Below are 20819 nucleotides of genomic sequence, written 5' to 3'. Positions count from 1 at the left end.
CCTTCTGACGTGTGCGGCGCTTCCGTCGTGTACGTGCCCGGCCTCGGCGGGTGCGTCGACGACCTGGAGCGTCCGTGCCGACGGGCAGGTGGAGTCTGTGCCGACGGGCACGTGAAGCGGAGCCGGGTGCCCGGTGCCGGGCGTGACCGCCCGTACCCGGACTGCTCCGGAGAGCCCGTCCTACACCCGTACCTGAACCGCGCCGGAAAGCCTGTCGTGCAGGCCGCGCCCGTCCCTGTCCCAGATCAGCGCCGGCACGGCCAGACCCAGCAGAGCCGTACGGACCGCCACCCGCCACAGGACCAGCCGTCCCAGCCCGTCCACGGACACCACGCGCAGCCTCAGGAGCCGCTTGCCGGGGGTGCTGCCGACGGTTCCGACCGTCAGCAGGCTCAGCACGAGGAACACCGCCAGTGCCCAGTTGTTCGCGCGGTGCAGCTCGCCGCCCGCGAACAGCCCGTAGGCGATCAGCACGGAGAGCGCCCAGTCGATGAACAGCGCGCCCACCCGGCGCCCGACCGGCGCGACGGAACGCGGCCCCTCGGCAGGCAGACCCAGCCGCTCACCACGGTGCCCGAAGTCCGCGCCCATGTCCTCGGCGGCGGCACGAGGGCCCGAGAGCCATGAGCCGATCGCGTCCCTGTTGTTCACACGGCAACCGTACCGTGAGGGGTGAAGGACCTCGTGCGCAGGTCATCGGGTATCGGCAGGGCTGTGGTTAACATCAGCGAAACAGACGGGTCATGCTTGAGAAATGGCGTCTGCCTATGGTCGGGCCCAGCGCGTGCCACCGCACTGGCCTGCGTACCAGCAATTCCCGTCCCTCCGCGGCGGGACTAGGAGGATGGATGTTCCAGAACGCCGCCGAGGCCAAGAAATACATCGCCGACAACGACGTGGAGTTCATCGACGTCCGGTTCTGCGACCTGCCTGGCATCATGCAGCACTTCACGGTTCCGGCCGAGTCCTTCGACCCGGACGAGAACCTGATGTTCGACGGTTCCTCGATCCGCGGCTTCCAGGCCATCCACGAGTCGGACATGGCTCTCGTCCCCGACCTGAGCACCGCCCGGGTGGACCCCTTCCGCGAGCAGAAGCACCTCAACATCAACTTCTTCATCCACGACCCGATCACCGGCGAGCAGTACAGCCGTGACCCAAGGAACGTGGCGAAGAAGGCCGAGGCCTACCTCGCCTCCTCCGGCATCGCCGACACCGCCTTCTTCGGCCCCGAGGCGGAGTTCTACGTCTTCGACGAGGTCCGCTTCGAGACCAAGGCCAACGCCGGCTATTACCACATCGACTCCGAGGCCGGCGCCTGGAACACCGGCACCATCGAGGACGGCGGCAACCGCGGCTACAAGGTCCGCTACAAGGGCGGCTACTTCCCGGCCCCGCCCGTCGACCACTTCGCCGACCTGCGCGCCGAGATCAGCAGCGAGCTGAACAAGGCCGGCCTCAAGGTCGAGCGCCAGCACCACGAGGTGGGCACCGCCGGACAGGCCGAGATCAACTACAAGTTCAACACGCTGCTCGCCGCCGCCGACGACCTGATGCTCTTCAAGTACATCGTGAAGAACACCGCCTGGCGCAACGGCAAGACCGCCACGTTCATGCCCAAGCCGATCTTCGGTGACAACGGCTCCGGCATGCACGTGCACCAGTCGCTGTGGTCCGACGGTTCGCCGCTCTTCTACGACGAGCAGGGCTACGCGGGCCTGTCCGACACGGCCCGCTACTACATCGGCGGCATTCTCAAGCACGCCCCGTCGCTGCTGGCGTTCACCAACCCGACGGTGAACTCCTACCACCGCCTCGTCCCGGGCTTCGAGGCGCCGGTCAACCTGGTCTACTCGCAGCGCAACCGCTCCGCCGCGATGCGCATCCCGATCACGGGCTCCAACCCGAAGGCCAAGCGTGTCGAGTTCCGCGCGCCCGACCCGTCCTCGAACCCGTACCTGGCCTTCTCGGCGCTGCTGATGGCGGGCCTCGACGGCGTCAAGAACAAGATCGAGCCGGCCGAGCCGATCGACAAGGACCTCTACGAGCTCGCCCCCGAGGAGCACGCGGGCGTCGCGCAGGTCCCCACCTCCCTGCCCGCGGTCCTCGACGCCCTGGAGGCGGACAACGAGTACCTGCAGGCGGGCGGCGTCTTCACGGCCGACCTGATCGACACGTGGATCGAGTACAAGCGCGAGAACGAGATCGCCCCGATGCAACTGCGGCCGCACCCGCACGAGTTCGAGCTGTACTTCGACATCTAGAAACGACGCAGGTCGGAGCGCCCGTTCGCTCTCCTGGGCCGTACACGGGCCGTGGGCCGTGTCTTTCACTCTCGGAAGGCACGGCCCACGGTTCGTTCCAGAGGCACGGCGGGGAAGCCCCTTGATGGGCGAGGTGTCCGCTGTGCCCGTCAAGGAATTCTCGGAGTTCTCAACTGACTGCCCAGGCGGCACCCGAGAAGTCGTACACGGCGAAGTCGGCAAGGACCTGAACCAGAAACCCCTCAGGCCGCGGTGTGATCCTTTGTCACCCACGGCGTGGAAGTCCTGTGTGGGGGCCGGAGCCGAAAATGACGACGGGGAACGTCAATTACCGTGGGGCGACAGCTGCGAGTCGAGGCGATGGGGGAGCGACGTTGTCTGCACAGTTCGAGGTGGATCCGCAGGCTCTGCGGACGTATGCGAAGAACGTCAACAAGGAAGTGGAGCGCATCCGGCGCGTCCGTAACAAGATCGACCAGGTGACGTTGTCGCCCGGTGCGTTCGGGAAGCTTCCCCAGTCGGACGAACTGGCGAAAGACTACGAGAAGCAACGCAACGACTCGTTGGATGACCTCAAGGACGCGGCCGGCACCCTGGAAGACATCGTGGACTCGGTGAGGGACACGGCGAAGGCGTACGACCAGACCGAGGACGACACCAACGTGAGCTTCGGGGGCCAGTGATGGACATCCTGGGCAAGCTCGGCATCAGCATATCCGGGCCGTTCTCCGACACCCTCGACGAGGCTGTGCGCGGGATCATCAAGCAGTTCGGCCTCGATGACGACCTGGAGAAGGTCTCCGGCGACAACGAACGTCTCAGGGATGTCGCCGGAACGTACCGGGAGGCGGCCCGGGACCTGCGCGGTGTTGTGGAGGACCTCAAGTTCGAACGGAAGCGCCTCGACAACGCCTGGGCCGGGGAGGCTGCGGACGCGTTCCACAAGGAGATGTCCGCCTTTGAGAAGGGTCTTCAGGGCGAGGCCGCGGACATGGACCAGATCGCCGAGCTGCTGGAGACCGCAGCCGACGCATGTGCCGAGGCCGAGCAGCTGATGATCGACCTGCTCGTGGAGATCGTTCAGGCTGCGCTGGCCGCGGCCGCGACATCTGCGATCTTGTCCCTCGTCACGGCCGGTGCAGCTGCCGTGATCGGACCACTGATCGCCGCTGCCGGAATCGCACACAAGGCCGCGAAGGCCGTGAAGATCACGGCGAAGCTGGCCGACACCCTCGCCGACCTGGCGAAGCGGATGCAGGCCATGCGCAAGTTGGCGAAGCTGCGCACGACGCTGCGGAGATTCAACGACAAGAAGAACGACTTGAGCCATCGCAACGCGCTCAAGCGGTACCGCGGGAAGATCGAAGGCATCGAGGGCGGTTCAAGGGACGACCTTAAGGCAGCCGGTGAATACTGGATGGCCAAGCGCTCGGTGAAGAAGGAGGTCCTGTACCCGATGCTCGGCGTCGAGGCCGGCGACGAGGTCAAGCAGGGCTACGAGAACTACGGACCCGAGGGTGCCCCAGGCGTTGCGCCGAAGGATCCCCTTCCGCAGGATGCCTCCCGCAGTTTCGAGGACCGCATGAACGACGGTCTCTCGGCCAAGGAGAAGATCAAGAGCGACTTCGGCTGACCGGATGGGGTAGCGAGCGTGATGAGCAACAAGGCAGAGCAGGTAGCGCAGGAGGTACAGGGCCAGGTCGCGGCGGCGCTGGCCGGCGTGGATCAGCCAGAGATGTTCGGACCGAGCCAGGGCACGGGGCGTGCGAAGACGCCGCCGCGTCGAAGGTGGCCGAATCCTGCTGTGGTCCAAAAGCCGAAGAAGGGCTTGCTGGACGGGTTGTTCCGGTTTGTCATCGCCCCCGTCTACTACGTGACCGATCCGATTGGGAACTTCTTCGACTGGGTGCTGGACAAGATTTCCTTCCGCCGTAAGAGGCGTGCATTGCACGGGGGTTGGGGGAGTGTTGCTGGCTCACTGCTTGCGGCTCACCACACATCCGCACGGCGTTTTCTGGTATCTGGTCGTACCGGACTCCACCTTGTGTACATCGGCGAGCTGGGTTCCGAGGTGGGCTGGTCCCTGCCGAGGGAACAGGTCCGCAGCATCAAGCATCTCGAGAGGGCCGGCGGCATGCCGCACAAGGCCACTCTCCGGTTCCACTTCTCGGACGGCTCCTGGGGTGACCTGGTGGTCGTCGGCCAGACCTGGCAGCAGTTGCTGTCCCAGTTTCCGGCGGCTCCGAGTCAGTAATCCGACGAGAGCGGTCGTCCCGGTCCGATTGGGTCCCTGGGCGTCGAATGCTGTGCAGGGAGGCGGAAGCTGGGCCCGGCCGGCATCGGCCCGATCTTTGGTTGCCTGCCTCGACTGTGCAATGAATCTTGACCCGTCAAGCCTGCACCGGCTGGCCTAGCTGGACCGGCCCGCTGAAGAACCCGTCGGCCGCTACGATCGATCCTGGCCCGGTGAACTCATACACGTGGACATCAAGAAGCTGGGCAATTCCCGAGGAGGCGGGTGGCGGACGGTCGCGGACCGGAGGCGCGGTGACCGGCAAGTCACCACCACAGTGCGGAAGAACTGCAGGCCGGTGATCGGTTGTAGTGTCCGCAAGGCTGGCTGGACGTAAGCAGGCGTAGGCCAGAAGTCGGCTGCCCACGGTGTGCACCCGATGTGCACCGACCCGCCGAACGTCCTGCTTCTGTGCAGGTCAAGGCTCCTTCGTAGCTGTACTTCGACATCTAAAAGGGGCATCTGAGCTGCGAAAACGCAGTTCGAGCTCTTGTCGTCGGTGCAGGTCAGCGGCTCGCTGGCCTGCACCGACGGTTTCGTACCAGCGCTGCGGTCCCCCTCGATCCGCCCTGGTGTGCACCGGGATCGAACTCGGGACGAGAGAGGATGGCCCCGCTGCCGACCGTGGGGAGGGTTTGGCTCCGACCTTCACCTCGCGCCGGGCCCCGTGCCGCTGGGCCAGGCCGCCCTGCTCATCATCGGGGAGCAGCGACCTGGCACACGCCGTTGAGAAGGCCGAGCTGAAGGCCCGGAAACACGTCGCCAAGGAACTCGACGTCAGCGCGAAGGATCTCGACGAGGCCGTACGAAAGGCCACCGCCGAAGTCGGCTGACCCGGGAACGGCTTCTTGCTGGTGCAGCAAGCCTCCTGCGCCACCACAGCGATCAACCCGCCGTCGGAGGTGGAGAGACGAGGCCGCCACGGCCATGAAGCGATCAAGTGGTGTACCAACCCCATGAGATGAGACAGGTGGTGGGCCGGCTCACCCGGACCTGTGTGGCGTCGAGGGTTTCACTCTGTCCGCTCGTACCCGAGGTGGGCGATGACCTGGACAGGGGGCGCCTGACCTGCGGTGAGGGATTTCATCGGGCGGGGGAGGCGGCGGTTTCCCGGGAGGGGGTGTGGTCCGGGTCCTGGGGATGGGTGCAGCGGTCGGAGTGGGGCCAGGGAGCGAAGGTGCCGTCCGGGCGCTCCAGCAAGAGCTGCCTGCCGTGTGCCAGCACGGTGCGTGGACGCAGGCCGCTGAGGGTTGCGGTGGTGTACGCGGCGCTGAGGGTGTTGAGGTCGTGGACCGGGCCGATCCTGAAGAGGGAGCGGGTTTCAGCGATCGCATCATGGTCGCCCGCGCGCATGACCAGGCGCAGTTCGGGGGCGACGGCGAGGGATGCGATGGAGACGGCGATGTTGTCGCGGTCGTCCGAGGCAACCGCCGCCATGGCCTGAGCCTGGTGGAGGCCGAGTCGGCGCAGAACGAATCGGTCGGTTGCGTCGGCCACGACCACCGGCACGCCGAGTGCCTTGGCCAGACGGAGATTCGGGGCAGCTGGATCGCGCTCGACCGCGATGACCCCGACGCCCAGACCCTGCAGTTCGGTGCACAGCCGCAGACCCACCTGCCCGAGCCCGACCACGACCACATGGCCGCCCCTGGGGAGAGCCCGGGGGCCCAGGATGCCCACTGAGCGCGGGGCCAGCAGGCGGTCGACCATGCCTGCGGTGAAGACCGCGGTGAAGACGACGGTCACGAGCATCGCGAGAGCGGAGAACACCAGATATGCGTCCGAACCGTGGGTGCCTGCCGGGCCGACGGTGGCGACCGTTCGAGCGGCCTCGAACAGCGCCTCCACGGGGGCACGGTGGCGAAGCGCCACGGACCAGGTCCAGTCGGCCAGCAGCACCGCGAGAATCCCGGCCAGGCCGGTCAGCATGATCCGTGAGCTGCCGTCGTGCGGTCGCAGTTGTCCGCGGATCTTGCCGAACCATGCACGGGCTCGAAGCGATCGTGGTGCCCGGTACGGTTCGAGCCGCACGGTGTCACCCTCGGCGCGGGCGCCGAGGTGGCACGGGGCGGGATCCGAATCCGAATCCGGTGCCGGGCGCGAGTAGGCCGGGATGAGCGCCAGCAGGTCGGGTTGGAGGCAGGCGGCCAGCAGAACGGGAGCGGCGACTTCGGCGGGGGAGGTGACCCGGCAGTTCGGGACCACGCGGCTGAGTTGTTCGGCGACGGTTCTGTCGAAGACCGTTACCACCAATGGGACGTTGGGCCGAATGTGCTCGGTCGTCAGCGCGTAGCGCAGGGACTCGACGTCGTCGTCGAGCAGGATCGCGACTCCCGCGACTTCTCCGTCCAGCGCGGCGCGCAGTTCCTGGTCCGTGGGCCGGCCGAGGTGGCACACACGGTGTCCGGCCGACTGCAGCGAACCGCACACCCTGCGCGCCATATCGGTGCCGATCACCACGAAGTACCGTCCGGCTGCCCCGTGTTCGCCACGGCCGTCGTCATCCCGGTCGCGGGGTCCGTCGTCGACGAGCGCGCTGCCGCGCTCGTCTTCACGGCGCCGCTCAGAGAGCGAAGACACAGTCATCGGACCGGTAGGGGTCGCAGTTGAGGCAACGGAAGTCGCTGCAGCCACCGCATCTGATCAGCAACTGGCCGCAGTGGCAACGGAGATGGAGCGGACGCGGCGAAGGGAGCGGCTCAGGCGGCGTTGCGCCGCCGGAGCTCTCGATGCTCATGGTGTCCCTTTCGTGAAGGATCGTCGGAGAACCCCGGTGTGCGGTCGGTCCGGCACGGCCGAGCCACCACCGGGGGCGGGGGAGGGAAGGTTTGATTTCGAGGCGTACCCCGGGCAGTCCGCCCGATGGGGCGGCCCTTCAAGGGGTATCCGCGTACAGCCACCCACTCCGGTGACAGCGCCCGCTGGGCACGCCGCCCGCACATGTGGGAAGCGGGCGCCGGGGATTACCCGGCGACAAAAAGCACGTGCCAGACGTTAGGAGCGCCTCCGGTTCAGCACCATGAACAGATGTCACACCCCCCGGGCCGGTGTTCATACAAGTGCTCAACACCGGAAAATCGGTCACTATGACCCACGGGCGGGCGCACAGCCGGAACGAGTCCGTCGCCGCTGCAGCCGAAACGGGCTGAAACTCCGTCCGGGGGACGGGCATTCGGATCGTTCCGCCGGGGGATGCAGGCCGCCTCCCAGCTCCCTCCTCCACCACGGCCGATGACATCAGGGCCAATTCACCGAGGAGTGGGGGTGTACGACCTCGAACTCCCGCCCTACCGTCTGGGACTTGCGGGGTGTCCGGACCGCCGCACCACGGCCCGCCGGACGTCCTCACGCTGGAACAGCCCGATGTCTTGTTGCCGCGTGCGTCCTGAGGGCCTCGTGTTCATGACCGGGCTGAGCGTCGGCACGCGCTGATCACTCACACGCTTCGGCTGGGCAGTCCGCTGAACGGCTGGGAGCTCCCGGCGCCCACTCTCGAACTGGCCCCGGTGGCGGCCGGGGTGAGCGTGGTGGCGGAAGGCGGAGGCCCGTCGCTTCACTTCACCGCCGAGTCCGTCCGCGTCGGGGGTGTGCGGACATCGCTGGTGTCCGGGACCGCTGGGTGAGCGAGCCGCAGACTCGGGCCATGTCTCGGAGGCGAATCGGTTGAGGGCGCCGAACATGGTGCGGGTCTGTCGTTGCCCAAGTGGCCCGCGAGCACGGGAGTCGGAGCGTGCCTTGGTGACCTGAGTGAGGTGGTTGGCGCCGACGCGGGGGAGCCCCGCGGCCGGTAGCCGTCACCGAGCCGCGGCCGGCCGCCCGTCACCTGGTCGTGGCCGAGTCGCGCCGCCCGGTCGCCGTGGCCCTCGCCCCCGCTGTCGCCGGGCCGGCACGTCGCAGCCGGGCCCGCAGCGCGCGTCTGCTTGCCCAGATGTGTACGAGGGCGCCGGCCAGCAGCATGGTGCTGGTGGCCGCGTGCGCCGTGTGCTCGGGTGGCATGCCCGCCCAGCGCATCACGCCGGACGCCGTCATCAGGATCGCTGCGAGCAGGAACAGCCCGTACGCCAGCCGCCTGCCCCAACGGCCCCTTCTGGTACGGCGGTCGCCCCGGAACAGTCCGGCGACCAGCCCGCGCCGGGTCCACAGGTGAAGCAGGATCAGGGCGACGAGGGCGAACCCTGTCGCCAGGTGCGCCCACGCCACCGGCACCAGCATCCAGCAGGCCACCAGCATCACCAGCACCGGGATGTCGGTGGTCAGCGCCGGCGGAAGACGGCGGGCCCCGGTGGCGGCCCGTGGGAGGCCGCGATCGGTCTCATGCATGCGTCGGAAAGCCTCACAAACCCCTGAGTTGACACTTGACGCGACTCCGCCGACGAGCGCACCGGCGACGGGACCGTACGCCTGCAGCGGATGCGCGGCCCCGCGCAGGGCCTCGTCAAGTCCTCTGCCCCAGCGTCCCCTTGAGAATTTCGGGAGCGGGCGGAGCGCACCGTTCAGATTCCTTCGTCGTCCGAGTCCTCGATGAGGCCCTCACGCAGGGCGAGGGCCACCGCCAGGGTCCGGTTGGGGCAGTTGAGCTTGGCGATGACGTTGGCGACGTGACGCTTCGCTCCGTGCTGCGAGATGTGCAGCGATCTCGCGATCTGCTTGTTGCTCAGACCCTTCGACAGCAGGTGCAGTGTCTCGCTCTCACGGGGCGTCAGCGAGTAGGAGCGCTCCGCCCGGTGCGGCGCCCCCTCCCTCAACTGTCCCAGCAGCCAGCGGGAGAGCGATGCCGGAAGCGGCATCTCACCGCTCGTCAGCCGTGTCAGCGACTCACCGAGCGACTCGACCGTCAGGTCCGCGGCGAGCAGGAAGCCGTCGGCCGGAACTTCGGATGCCAGGGCGAGTTGCTGCTCCTCCGGGCCCTCCAGAAGCGACAGCAGCTTGGTCCCCTGCTCCTGGCAGCTCAGCGCCAGATCCCGTACGTCGTCGGTGGCGGAGCCCCGGCAGATGAGCACATCGGGGTGCGCGAGCCCCAGCCTCCGCCGCGCGGTCTCGACGTCGGCGAAGACGCGTACGTGCTCCACGAGGGCCAGCTCGCTCATCATGGTTTCGAGCCCGCATCTGACCATCTGGTGCGGATGTACGACGAAGACGCGAAGGCCGCCCCGGTCGAGGGCGCTCCGCTCCACCGTCTCGTCGTGCGGGTGGAGGCCGGCGGTTCTCAGCCGCGGTCTGGCCGGTCGAGAGGTCGTGTGCGTGTAACTCTGCTTGCCGGTGTCGGGCATTCGGACTCCCCAGGATTCCGTTCCAGGTGAACGTGTCGCGGGTCAACAGGTTCCGAACGCGACTTCGTGCAGCGGGATCTGCCTGTTCCTGGCGTGGCATGGAATTTTGCCGTCCGAAGCCGACCTCGTTCGAGGTTCATCTTAGGGCAGTCGAGTACGCGAGGGTATTGTTTTCACAAGCAAATTTTAGGGTCTATGATTTCCCACGTTGTAGTGTTTGTGCGAAGTGGGGAGATACGCGTAATTTCAGCGACCGACTGCAAGGGGGTGCGGGCAAGGATCTGGCAAAATCCTGTCAACTTGGCGTGCTTTACGGTTCGTTCGCGTCGTGTGGCGACTGCACCGCCATTGGCCGGATCGCGGCAGTGAACGTGTCGGCAGGGTTTTCATGCCTGTCCTGCAACGATGAAGACTTCCCGGGGTAAACTCCCCTAGACATTTTGCAAAGATAACGGCAAGACGACCTTGAGGGAAATGTCGAATTATGTGCACGTCATTCCGAGCGGCTCTGCGAAAGTATATACCTGGAGGTGGCTGCAATGCGAATTCCGTGGCCCGTGAACACGCACAGAATTCATGATCCTGCATTTGAGCTGCTCAGCGTCCGGGTCGCTCGTGATGGAATTCGTCGGCCACGGCGGCCGCGCGCGTGCGGCCCTCAGCTCCCGGCGAGCGCCGCCTCGGACGGCTGCGGCTCCGTGCGCTCACGAACGAACACGAGGGTCAGCGCGGCGCCGAAGAGATAGGCGGAGCCGCTGACCACCAGCCCGCGGCCTATTCCGTCGGCGAAGGCCCTGTCGATCGTCTCTTCCTGACGGCCGTGCTCCGAGTGCCCGGCGCCGAGACTGCTTCCGACCGCGGCGTCCACCAGCCTCTCCGTGGCCTTCGGGGACATCTCGAGCCGAGCGGCCCGTTCAGTCAGCGACGCGGAGAAGCCCATGGTGACCACGGCGCCGACGACCGCAATGCCGAGCACATTGCCCACCTGCTGACTCGCGATGGACGTGGCGGAGGCGATTCCCGCCTTGGCCTGCTCGACGCTCGCCATCAGGGCGGCGTTGGTCGGCGTCACCGTCATCCCGACGCCCGCGCCCAGCGGCAGCAGCACCGGCCACCACCGGGCGTAAGGGGTGGCGGCGTCCGCTGCGGACAGCGCCAGCAACGCACCGCCCGCCATCATCAGCCCGCAGGTCATCGGCAGTACGGGGCCGTACCGCCCCGCCAGCCGGCCGGCCACCGGGGCCGCCGCGGCGGCCGGCAGCAGCAGCGGCAGCATGCGCACCCCGGCCTCCGCCGGGGTGTACCCCTGCACCTGCTGCAGGAAGAGCGAGAGGAAGAGAAATGAGCTGAGCAGGCCGAAGGCCACGGCGAAAAGCACGCCGTTGCAGGCGGCGAAGCGCCTGTGGCGGAACAGTCCGAGGGGGACCATGGGCTGCGCGGCGCGCTTCTCCGCGACGAGGAACAGCGCCAGCGCCGCCAGCGCCAGAGCGAGCAGCACCGCGATGCGGGGCGAGCCCCAGCCCTCCTGCTCCGCCTCGATCAGCGCGTAGGTCACGCCCCCGAGCCAGCAGATCCCGAGCACCTGACCCGGCAGGTCCAGCGGTCTCCGCGTCACCGGCGTCTCCGGCAGCGCCCGGTACGAGACCGCCAGCGCGGCGAGGCCGACCGGCCCGTTGACGAGGAACACGCTCGGCCAGCCGAAGCCGTCCACCAGGAGGCCGCCGAGAAGCGGACCGAGTGGCAGGGCCAGGGCCGAGACGCCTGCCCAGACGCCGATGGCGCGGGCCCGTTCCTTCGCCTCGGGGAAGAGATGGGTGAGTACGGCCAGCGTGGTCGGCACGAACAGTGCCGCGCCGAGGCCCTGAACAACCCTTCCCAGCACCAGAGTCGGCAGGGACTGCGCCGCCGCGCACAGCAGGGAGCCGCCGGTGAAGACCGTCAGGCCCGACAGGAACATCCGCTTGCGGCCGTACCGGTCGCCGAGCGAGCCGCCGGTCAGCAGCAGGCAGGCGAACGCCAGCACATATGCCCCGACGACCCACTGGAGCCCCGACACACCGGCGTCGAGGTCCCTGCGGATGCTCTGCATCGCGAGGTTGACCACCGTGCTGTCGAGCATCGACATGAACTGGGCCGCACAGAGGGCGGCGAGCGCCCACGTGCGTGCGGTGCCGCGCGGCTGTCCCAATGTCTCTCCGTAGCGTGAGGACGAGGCGGTCGAGGCCGGTGGCCGTGATGCACCAACGACCGTACTCAGCACAGGACTTGAGGACAGTCACAAAAGAGCGACCGAACCGGGTGCCCGATCGGTCACGCCGTCCGGGGACCTCGGACCTCGCACTGTGGTCAAGAAGAAGAGGCGCCCTCGGCGGCTACGGGACAGTGCGGTTTCGCGCCGTAGATTCTCACGCACGGGGTGACGTGCCGCAGCCGGTGCGTGCAACAGCCCCCGGGCCAGGGCCGGTTCCGCCGGAGACCGCCGGACAGGCCCTCGGGCCTCGGCCAAGAAGACGTACGGAGGCGCGCATGCCATGCTCTCACGTGGTCGACTCGCTCACTGCGGCGGACTTTCTCGACAACCATCTGCGGCCCGGCAGGCCCGTGGTGGTCAGGGGAACCCTCAACGGCTGGAAAACGCCGCCGCCCTGGGAGATCGAGTCGCTCAAGGAGCGCTTCGGCGACTACGAAGTGCCGCTGTTCGACACGCTCTTCGAGCTCGAGGAACTGGTCACCTTCGCCGACTACGTCGACACCCACACCGGGCACGACGACCCCGCCCCCATACCGCCGTATCTGCGCTGGTTCACCCGGCAGCGCGAGGACCAGATGATCACGGCCGACGACGCGTTCGAGGAGCTGGCCGACGACTGGGCCGTGCCGTCGTGGCTGCCCGAGGGCGACTACATCTTCCCGCGCGCAGCCGGGCGGCTCGACGCCACCCGTGACCCGTTCCCCGCCAGGGGCCTTTTCGTGTGCGGCAAGGGCGGACGCACCCGGCTGCACGTCGACCCGTGGGCGAGCGACGCGTGCCTGTGCCAGGTGACGGGGGAGAAGCGCTTCATCATGTATCCGCCGGAGGCAGGCGAGCTGCTCACCGACGGCGAGGGCGGCACGGTGGACGTCGACGAGCCGGACGAGGCCCGGTTCCCCAGCTGGCGGGAGGCCGCCCCGGTGCTCGACGAGGTCCTGTCGCCCGGCGACGCGATCTTCATCCCGCAGGGCTGGTACCACACGGCCGTCGCGCTCCAGGACAGCGTCTCCCTCACCTGGAACTTCACCCACCGGGTGCACGAGGAGCGGTTCTCGGCGTACCTGCGCTCCGGCGGCGACACCGACCCCGTCGTGTCCTACTTCATCTGACGGGGCGAGCAGGCGCAGGCAACCCGCCCTGTACGCAGACGACTTGCTTCCGCCGGGCGTCCCGCTGCACGAAGAAGGGGCGGCGCGCGGCGGACGCGCCGAGCAGCGTGCGGACCGTGCGCCGGTCCAGCAGGCCGTCGCTGGCGACGAATCTGCGCACCGAGGAGAAAGGCATCGTCGGCGCGGACGCCAACGGCGCCCACGACGCGAGGACTTCGGCCGGCGCCTCCAGCGAGACCGGCCGGTGGTCGCGCAGGAACACCTCCAGCGCGGGCGGCTCGGTGCGGGTCAGCGCGAGGAACGGCACCTCGTGCAGCAGGCTGCCGAGGACCGTCGCACACGCGTCGGGGGTGCAGAAGTCGAAGTGCGCCGCGTCGGCACCCGGTCCCTGAGCCCGGCGCCCGCTCGTCAACTGGTGTGCGAGTGTGTGCAGTTCACTGCCGAGGAGCAACCGCAGGCCGCTGGTGGCGATGTCGTACGTGACGATCTCGTCCGGACCGGAACCGGGGCCGGGGCCGAAACCGGAACTGGTGCCGGGGCGTTCCGGTGTGCTGCCGTGCTGCGTCTCCTCCCCACCGTGCGGAAGGGGCGGAGCCCACCACTGCGTCGACTCGTCCACCGACGAGAGCGTGAAGACCCTGCCGCAGCGGCTGCGCACCGCTTCCTCCGCGCCGTCCAGCCGCACCACGCCCCCGACGTCCAGGAGGAGGTGCGGACGGTCCAACGCCCCCAGGCAGTCCAGCAGTTCGTCCCGGCCGAGCCGCAGAGGCAGCAGCGCGGGCACGGCCCCGACGCGCAGCGCGGCATAGAGCAGTGCCTGCAGATCGGCATGGTTGCGCCTGATCACTGCCACCACGCTCCCGGGCCGTACGCCCGCCACGCGAAGCCTGCGGGCATGCAGGGCGACGGCCACGGCGAAGCCCGCCACCGAGTCGACGAAGGCCCGCCCCGCTCTCCAGCGGACGTCGCAGCCGAAAGGCACACCCCCATGGGACTGCGCGGCGAGGTCCGGCACCCGGCTCAGCGGCACGCCGCGACGCGGACGCGCCGCCGCCCCCGGCGCATGGTGCGGCTCACTCATGCCGCCCCGACGGGCGCCGGCCACGGGACCTGCGGCGTGCGCGGGCGAACGCCTCGTCCACGGTGTCCTGTTGGGGCCCCGCCCCGGACAGGAAATCCGCGAGGCGCCGGATCGTGGAGTGCTCGAACATGGTCATCAGGGGGAACTCACGGCCCAACTCCGCCTGGAGCGTCCGGTGCACGCGCACGAGAGACACGGAGTCGGCACCCATGTCGAAGAACCGGTCGCGGACCGTGACCGCGGCCCTCGGGCCCAGTTCGGCACGGAAGACGGAGAGGACCGACGCCTCCGTCTCGTTCTCGGCGCCGCCGTCCCCCTCGGCGCCCGCTGCCGCTTCGGCGTGCGCACCGCCCGCCTCCTCGGCGAGCCGCCGCAGCGCGGCACGGTCCAGCTTGCCCCGTGGCGTCAGCGGGAGTTCGGGCACCTCGACACAGGTGGCCGGCACCATGTAGCCGGGCAGCGACGTGGCGAGGTAGCCGGGCAGCTCGTCCGCCAGCCGCCCGGGGAGAGCGGCCGCCAGGCCCGACCCGCCCTGAGCCGCGGCGGTGCCGGCACTGCCGCCGCCGCTCCCGTCCTCCTCGATGAGAACACCTCCGAGAAGCCCGTGGACGACATCCGCCGACGGCCCCAACTCCAGCGCCGCGTGCAGCGCTTCGGTGTCGTGGAAGTAGCCGGCCTGGCAGAGTCCGATGCCGTTCTCCGGTGCCGCGTCGTCCAGAAGCTGGGTCATCAGGCCCGCTTCGAGCACGCTGAAGTCCCGGGCCCGCTTTCCGTACAGGGGACCGATGGCGTCGAGTTGAGCCACGAGGAAGAGCGCGAAAGCGGCATTGCGGTGCGTCTCCTGGTTGTCGGGCGCGTGGATGCCCGCGTCGAGCAGCGCTCCGGGCCGCACCTCCACCAGCCGGTGACCGTCGGGGTCGTGGTAGTAGGTGCCTCCGGCCAGTCCCGCGACGCGGCCCTCGGCGACGTAGAGATAGGTCTGTACGGGGTAGAGGGCGCCGGCGGAGGCGTAGCGGCGGCGCGGCAGCATTCCCCCGGGGTCGGGCTCGGTGCGCAGGGGTTCCAGCAGCCGTCCGAGAGCGGCCAGGGGCAACTGGCCCGCGCCGTAGGTGCGCCGGCTCCTGCGGGGCGGCACGCCGGGTCGCCTCTCGTGCTCCGAGGGCGGGGCGGCGGGCAGCGGGTGTGCGCCTCCTTCGAGATCCGTACGCAGACCCGGGCGGCGCGCCTTGAATTCGAGCCGCTTCATCGGGTCGGTCACGACGTCGCCCAGCGCCTCGTCGTAGACGTCGTGCGCGGCGGGCCCGGACCCGCCGTCCGCACGGGCACGGGCCTCGTCCGCCACCGCGGCCGCGCGGGAGCCTTCGGCGACGAACACCGCCGCGAGCCGGGCGCTCTCATGGCTGTCGCCGACGGGTGTGACCGCGGCCGTACGGATGTCGTCGTGACGCAGCAACGCCGCCTCGATCTCGCCGAGTTCGATGCGGTGACCGCGGATCTTCACCTGGAAGTCCTCACGGCCGAGGATCTCGATCTCACCGTTCGGGAGCCGGCGTCCCAGGTCGCCCGACCGGTACAGGCGGCGGCCCGAGGCGGGGTCGGTCACGAAGGACTGCGCGGTGCGTTCCGGGTCCCGCCAGTAGCCGTCGGCCAGGCCGCCGCCGCCGATGTACATCTCTCCGGGAACCCACACGGGGCACGGCTGCATGCGGTCGTTGAGGACGTCGATGGTGTGGTTGCGCATCGGACGGCCGTAGGGGATGGACACGCGGCCGGCGTCGTCGTCGGTCACCTCGTGGGCGACGCACCAGATCGCGGTCTCGGTCGGGCCGCCGGAGGCCACCACTCGTGCGTGCGGTGCGATCGACCGCACGCGGCCCGGCAGGTCGACGGGGATCCAGTCGCCGGAGAACCACACGACGCGCAGTGCGTCGAGGCCGGGGTGCGCGGCGCCGTTCCACACCGCCGGGATTCCGACGTGCTCGACGAGCATCCGCATCAGCGCGGGTACGGAGTTCCACACGGTGACGCGGTGCTCGGCCATCAACTCCAGCCAGCGGCCGGGCTCCTTGAGGGCTTCGGGTTCCGGCAGTACCAGGGCGCCGCCGCTGCGCAGCGTGGCGAAGAGGTCGCCCACGGACAGGTCGAAGCTGAGCGCGGACAGGCCCAGTGCGCGGTCGTCGGCGGTGAGCGCGCAGCGGTCGGCGAAGTCCGCGACCGTGTTGAGCACCGAACGGTGGGACTGTGCCACGCCCTTGGGCTCGCCGGTGGAGCCGGAGGTGTAGAGGACGTAGGCGAGATCGTCCGGGTGCTGCACGGTGGGGAGCGGCGAGTCGTCGCCGGTGCCGTCGAGATCGACGGGCACCTCGGTGACGTCCCCGGGACGGTCGAGGCCCGAGCCGCCGGCGGGGGTGAGCACGAGCCGGGCGCCGGAGTGTGCCAGCAGCCTGGCCCGGCGTTCCTCCGGCAGGTCCGGGTCGAGTGGCGTGTAGGCGGCGCCGGAGAGATGCACGGCGAGCACGGCGGCGACCTGCTCCACGCACTTGGGCAGCGACACCGCGACCAACTCCCCGGGTGCCGCTCCGAGTTCACGGAGGCGCCGCCCCAGGCGGCAGGCGTGCCGGTACAGCTCGCCGTAGGTGAGCTGTCGTCCGGAGGCGATCACGGCGGTACGGTCGGGGTGCCGGACGGCCTGTTCCACGAAGGCGGTGCACAGCAGCTCGTCGGGCGACTCGCCCGCGGTGTCGTTGGCCTCGTCCGCCAACTGCCGCTGCGCGGACGGAAGAAGGTCCGTGCCGTGCGGTCCCCATGCGTCCTCGTCGTCGGCGAGCGCGTGCATGAGCCGGTCGTAGGCGCCGAACATCTCGTCCATGACGCCGGGCGGGAACATGGCCTCGACGGCGTCCCACTTGTACGACAGCGCACCCCGCTGCTCGTAGACCTGGTGGTCGAGGAGGACCTGCGGCGTCTGGGAGACCGCGTGGACGGTCTCGCCCAGCCAGTCCGCGCCGAGTTCGCCCTGCTGGAAGTCCTGGTCACGGCCCTGTTCACGGGCGCTGGCGAAGACGATCCCGGCGTAGGAGCCGACGGGGACGCCGCGGCTGCGGGTGATCTCGCGCATCACCTCGACTCCGCTGAAGAACCGGTGGTCCAGGTCCCGCCAGAGCTGCTGCTGGATGCGCCGGGCGAGGGCGAGGAAGCCGCCGCCGGGACGCAGATCGACCTCCAGCAGCGTCACCGACGTGAAGTCGCCGATGATCCGGTCGATGTCGGGATGCAGCGGGTGCCGGTTGAAGAGGGGTACGTCGATGGTGAAGTGGCCGCTGCGGCTCCAGGTCCCCAGCACGGCCGCGTAGGCGGCGAGCTGGACGGCGGACGGGGTGATGCCGTGCGCGGCGGCGCGCTCCTTCACCCGGCTCCAGCGCGGGGCGTCGAGTCTGCTGAGGCGCCGTTTGCGTTCGGGCCGTGCGCCCTCGGGCAGGCCCCCGGATACGAGGGGGAGTTGCGGGTTGGGCGGCAGCGTCTCGATGCGGTCGAGCCAGTACGACTTGGAACGGGCGTAGGCGTCGGTGTCCCGCAGCGTCTGCGCGGCGACGACGTAGTCGCGGAACGACACCTTCAGGGGCGGCAGCTGCGCCTCGGGGTCGGCGTAGAGGTCGCCGAGCTCCAGGAAGAACAGCCGGACGCTCGCCACGTCGGCGACCAGCAGGTCGAGGCTCACATGCACACGGGCCCGTGTGCTGCCGGGGCCGCCGGTCCGGGTGACCCGGATGTCGAACATCGGCCACTGGTCCAACGGCAGTACCTGATGGCCCAGTTCCTCCCGCACCTGCGTCAAGTGCGCGTCGAGCGCGGCCTCGTCGGAGCCCCGGTGGTCGTAGACCGTGACGGGTACCTCGCCCACGTCGGGCAGGATGCGCTGACGGCCGTCCGCCGAGATCACCGCGCGGAGCATCTCCTGCCGCTGCACCAGGGCGTCGAGTGCCCGGCGCAGCCGCTCCAGGTCCAGATCGGCGCAGTCGTACTCCGTGTAGAGGTGGATGGACGAGCCGCCCAGGTCGTATGCGCTGCTTCGGCCCACGAGATAGCCGTGCTGGATCTCCGTGAGGGGGAACGGCTCGTGCCGGTTCTCCGGGTCGGGGGTCACCTCGGGCCAGGCGATGCCCTGGGGGCTGTCGCCCTGGAGTCCCCGCAGCAGGCGCGTCACCGCGTCCGCGACGCCGCCCCGCACGAAGTCGGCCATGGGCAGCGACACATCGAAGTCCCTGCCGAGTGCGTAGCGCAACTCCACGATGCGCAGCGACTCCAGCCCGAGCTCGATGAGCGGGGTGTCCACGGGCAGTTGGTCCTGCGGCGTGTCCAGGGCCGCGGCGATGCGGCGGCGCACCTCCGCGGTCACCACCTGGCCGCGCAGCTCGTCGGGCAGGGCGAGCGCCATGTCCCGCAGCGGAGTGGCCGCGGTGTCCTCCGCGGCGGGCCCGGGCGCCGCGGTGCGTGCGCGGCTGATGTCGGTGTGCAGCGCGTCGATCTCACCGTCGAGGTACGACTGGCGGCAGGTGGTGCGGCGGATCTTGCCGCTGCCCGTCATCGGGATCCCGTCGGGCTTGACGAACACCACGGCGTACGGCTCGACTTCCTCGTCTGCGGCGACGGCCGTCCGGATGCGGGCGCCGAGGGCCGGCAGGTCCAGATCGCCGCCCGGGTCCTCAACGGCCTGTACGAGTACGAGGCGTTCGCCTTCCTCGGCGTCCACGGAGAACGCGGCCGCCGGGGCCGTCGCCAGCGACGGGTGCGCCCGGCGGGCGGCGGCCTCCACGTCCTGCGGGTGGATGTTGCGTCCCCGCACGATGATGAGTTCCTTCAGCCGCCCGCAGACCACGATCTCGTCGTCGTGCCGGAAGGCGAGGTCGCCGGTGCGCAGGAACGGCCCCGAACCGTTCTCGAGCCGGCCGGCGAAGGTCTCCTCCGTCTGTTCGGGGCGCTGCCAGTAGCCCTGGTTGACGACGTCGCCGCTGACCCACACCTCCCCGACCTCGCCCGGGGGGCACTCGCTGCGGGTCGCGGGGTCGACGATGAGCATGCTCACCCGGGGGTGGGCGGGGCCGCAGCCGACGAGTTCGGCGGTACGGGCCCCGGAGCCGTCCTCCGCGGGGCGTACCCGGCCCTTCTCCAGCTCGGCGGCGTCGAGGGAGAGGGCCAGCGGGTCGGCGCTGCGCCTGCCGCTGATGCCGAGGGTCACCTCGGTGAGCCCGTAGCCGGGGAACCACGCCTCGCGGCGGAAACCGTGCGGGGCGAAGGTACGGGTGAACGCCTCGACGGTACGGGCCTGGATGCGTTCGGCGGCGTTGAAGGCGGAGTGCCAGCGGCTCAGGTCGAGTTGCTCGCGCTGCTCGGGCGTCACATGCTCCACGCAGCGGTCGTAGGCGAAGTTGGGGCCGCAGCTGAAGACGGGGGCCTCCGCGTCGGAGATCGCCCTGAGCCAGCGGAACGGCTCGGCGACGAAGTCCTCCGGCGTGAGAAGCGTGCACCGTCCGCCGATGAACTGCGACATCGTCACGGTCCCTGCGATGCCCAGCGCATGGTAGACGGGCATCCAGGTCACGACCTCGGCGCCGTCGGGCAGTTCCGCCAAGTCGCGGAACACCCGCAGCTGTTCGAGGAGGTTGTCGTGGGAGACCATGACGCCCTTGGGTGAGCCGGTGGACCCCGAGGTGTACTGCATCAGCGCCAGATCTCCGCCCGCGACCCTCGGCGCGGTCCACAGATCCGGGTCGGCCAGCTCGCCGTCCACCTCGATCCACGGCACGTCCGCCACGCCCGACTCCCGCCAGGCGGCGTGCAGTTCCCCGCTGCGGCCGGCCTGGCAGACCACGGCGGCGACGTCCGCGTCCAGGCCGATCTGGACGAACCGCTCGCCCTGGACGGTGTCGGGTGCGCCTTTCGGGGGTGCGCAGGCGACGACGCAGGCGCCCGCGTAGTAGCAGCCGAACTGGCCTGCCACGAAGTCCGGTCCGGGCGGGAGCAGCAGCAGGACGCGCCCGCCCCCCGCGCCGCTGTGCTGAAGCGTCGCGGCCACCGCCCGTGCCCTGGCGTCGAGTTGTGCGCGGGTGAGACCGCCCGCGGGCAGCGGACGCCCCGACCGCTCGTCGAATGCGGGGAAACTGAACGCCGGTGCCCCGGGCGCCTGTTCGGTCCGCACGCGGAGGATGTCGAGGAGACTCCCGGCGGGAAGCTCGGTGCCGGACGGGATGCTGACAGTCATGAGCTGTTCCCCAATCTCGACGACGCTGTGGCGGGTGCGCGCCGTGATGCGGCACGTACGCGTCCCGGCAGGATCATGCGGGCAGCGCGTGCACCGCCCAAGCCCCGGGAGAGGTGACCGAACGGGCACGGAAGCCTCACCCCGAATGCCATGCACTTCCAGACGGGCCGGCGGCTCGGGCCCGGGCGGACGGCGCGGGCAGGTGCGTGTTCGTCCCGCACAAGTGCCGTGCGGGCGGGTGCGTGTTCGTCCCGCACAAGTGCCGTGCGGGCGTGGGGAGCCGGCGCGTCGG

The 20819-nt window shown here is 69.6% G+C and carries 13 protein-coding genes and 1 pseudogene; 7 read left to right on the top strand and 7 right to left on the bottom strand.

Annotated features, from left to right (window positions below; translation table 11 throughout):
* Positions 1-180: 180 nt before the first annotated feature.
* Positions 181-651, bottom strand: coding sequence for an RDD family protein (locus H180DRAFT_RS25725; protein WP_055488543.1), 471 nt, complete (start codon positions 649-651; stop codon positions 181-183).
* A gap of 197 nt (positions 652-848) precedes the next feature.
* Between H180DRAFT_RS25725 and glnA the strand changes: the two genes are divergently transcribed.
* From glnA to H180DRAFT_RS25700, 6 genes and pseudogenes are all read left to right on the top strand, one after another.
* Positions 849-2264, top strand: coding sequence for a type I glutamate--ammonia ligase (glnA, locus tag H180DRAFT_RS25720; protein ID WP_055488542.1), 1416 nt, complete (start codon positions 849-851; stop codon positions 2262-2264).
* Positions 2265-2638: 374 nt separating this feature from the next.
* The gene (locus H180DRAFT_RS25715) at positions 2639-2947 is read left to right on the top strand and encodes a type VII secretion target (RefSeq protein ID WP_055488541.1); all 309 of its coding nucleotides are present in this window, start codon (positions 2639-2641) and stop codon (positions 2945-2947) included.
* The gene (locus H180DRAFT_RS25710) at positions 2947-3897 is read left to right on the top strand and encodes a WXG100 family type VII secretion target (protein WP_055488540.1); all 951 of its coding nucleotides are present in this window, start codon (positions 2947-2949) and stop codon (positions 3895-3897) included. Before H180DRAFT_RS25715 ends, H180DRAFT_RS25710 begins: the two co-directional genes overlap by 1 nt.
* A gap of 21 nt (positions 3898-3918) precedes the next feature.
* Positions 3919-4518, top strand: coding sequence for a hypothetical protein (locus H180DRAFT_RS29615; protein ID WP_139151445.1), 600 nt, complete (start codon positions 3919-3921; stop codon positions 4516-4518).
* 151 nt (positions 4519-4669) lie between these two features.
* Positions 4670-4765: pseudogene (locus tag H180DRAFT_RS30635) on the top strand (IS481 family transposase); the annotation flags it as partial.
* A gap of 427 nt (positions 4766-5192) precedes the next feature.
* Complete coding sequence (locus tag H180DRAFT_RS25700; RefSeq protein WP_055488538.1) at positions 5193-5390, top strand: hypothetical protein; 198 nt, start codon at positions 5193-5195, stop codon at positions 5388-5390.
* 250 nt (positions 5391-5640) lie between these two features.
* Here H180DRAFT_RS25700 and H180DRAFT_RS25695 read toward each other — a convergent pair whose 3' ends face one another.
* The 4 genes from H180DRAFT_RS25695 to H180DRAFT_RS25680 form a co-directional block, all read right to left on the bottom strand.
* A complete protein-coding gene (locus H180DRAFT_RS25695; protein WP_254666188.1) occupies positions 5641-7137 on the bottom strand; it encodes an NAD-binding protein in 1497 nt (498 codons plus the stop codon).
* 1239 nt (positions 7138-8376) lie between these two features.
* On the bottom strand, positions 8377-8877 hold the full coding sequence (locus H180DRAFT_RS25690; protein ID WP_055488537.1) for a hypothetical protein: 501 nt from the start codon (positions 8875-8877) through the stop codon (positions 8377-8379).
* A gap of 173 nt (positions 8878-9050) precedes the next feature.
* Positions 9051-9827 carry a helix-turn-helix transcriptional regulator gene (locus H180DRAFT_RS25685; protein ID WP_055488536.1) on the bottom strand — a complete coding sequence of 259 codons (777 nt, stop codon included), beginning with the start codon at positions 9825-9827 and terminating at the stop codon, positions 9051-9053.
* A gap of 658 nt (positions 9828-10485) precedes the next feature.
* Positions 10486-12015 carry an MFS transporter gene (locus tag H180DRAFT_RS25680; RefSeq protein ID WP_079100409.1) on the bottom strand — a complete coding sequence of 510 codons (1530 nt, stop codon included), beginning with the start codon at positions 12013-12015 and terminating at the stop codon, positions 10486-10488.
* 338 nt (positions 12016-12353) lie between these two features.
* On the opposite strand from H180DRAFT_RS25680, the gene H180DRAFT_RS25675 reads away from it, so the two are divergent.
* Positions 12354-13187, top strand: coding sequence for a cupin-like domain-containing protein (locus H180DRAFT_RS25675; RefSeq protein ID WP_159033608.1), 834 nt, complete (start codon positions 12354-12356; stop codon positions 13185-13187).
* Here H180DRAFT_RS25675 and H180DRAFT_RS25670 read toward each other — a convergent pair.
* Entirely contained in the window at positions 13180-14169 is a 990-nt protein-coding gene (locus tag H180DRAFT_RS25670; RefSeq protein WP_159033607.1) for a hypothetical protein, read from the bottom strand. The genes H180DRAFT_RS25675 and H180DRAFT_RS25670 overlap by 8 nt on opposite strands.
* 91 nt (positions 14170-14260) lie before the next feature.
* Entirely contained in the window at positions 14261-20527 is a 6267-nt protein-coding gene (locus H180DRAFT_RS25665) for a non-ribosomal peptide synthetase (RefSeq protein ID WP_055488532.1), read from the bottom strand.
* Between the last annotated feature and the right edge of the window lie 292 nt (positions 20528-20819).

The organism is Streptomyces sp. WMMB 322 (assembly GCF_900090145.1).
Classification (GTDB): Bacteria; Actinomycetota; Actinomycetes; order Streptomycetales; family Streptomycetaceae; genus Streptomyces.
This window is presented reverse-complemented; position numbering and strand designations above follow the sequence as displayed.

Coding starts and splice junctions, on each gene's coding strand:
- H180DRAFT_RS25685 (WP_055488536.1), bottom strand. CDS start 9,827: ATGCCCGACACCGGCAAGCAGAGTTACACGCACACGACCTCTCGACCG.
- glnA (WP_055488542.1), top strand. CDS start 849: ATGTTCCAGAACGCCGCCGAGGCCAAGAAATACATCGCCGACAACGAC.
- H180DRAFT_RS25690 (WP_055488537.1), bottom strand. CDS start 8,877: ATGCATGAGACCGATCGCGGCCTCCCACGGGCCGCCACCGGGGCCCGC.
- H180DRAFT_RS25675 (WP_159033608.1), top strand. CDS start 12,354: ATGCCATGCTCTCACGTGGTCGACTCGCTCACTGCGGCGGACTTTCTC.
- H180DRAFT_RS29615 (WP_139151445.1), top strand. CDS start 3,919: ATGAGCAACAAGGCAGAGCAGGTAGCGCAGGAGGTACAGGGCCAGGTC.
- H180DRAFT_RS25710 (WP_055488540.1), top strand. CDS start 2,947: ATGGACATCCTGGGCAAGCTCGGCATCAGCATATCCGGGCCGTTCTCC.
- H180DRAFT_RS25665 (WP_055488532.1), bottom strand. CDS start 20,527: ATGACTGTCAGCATCCCGTCCGGCACCGAGCTTCCCGCCGGGAGTCTC.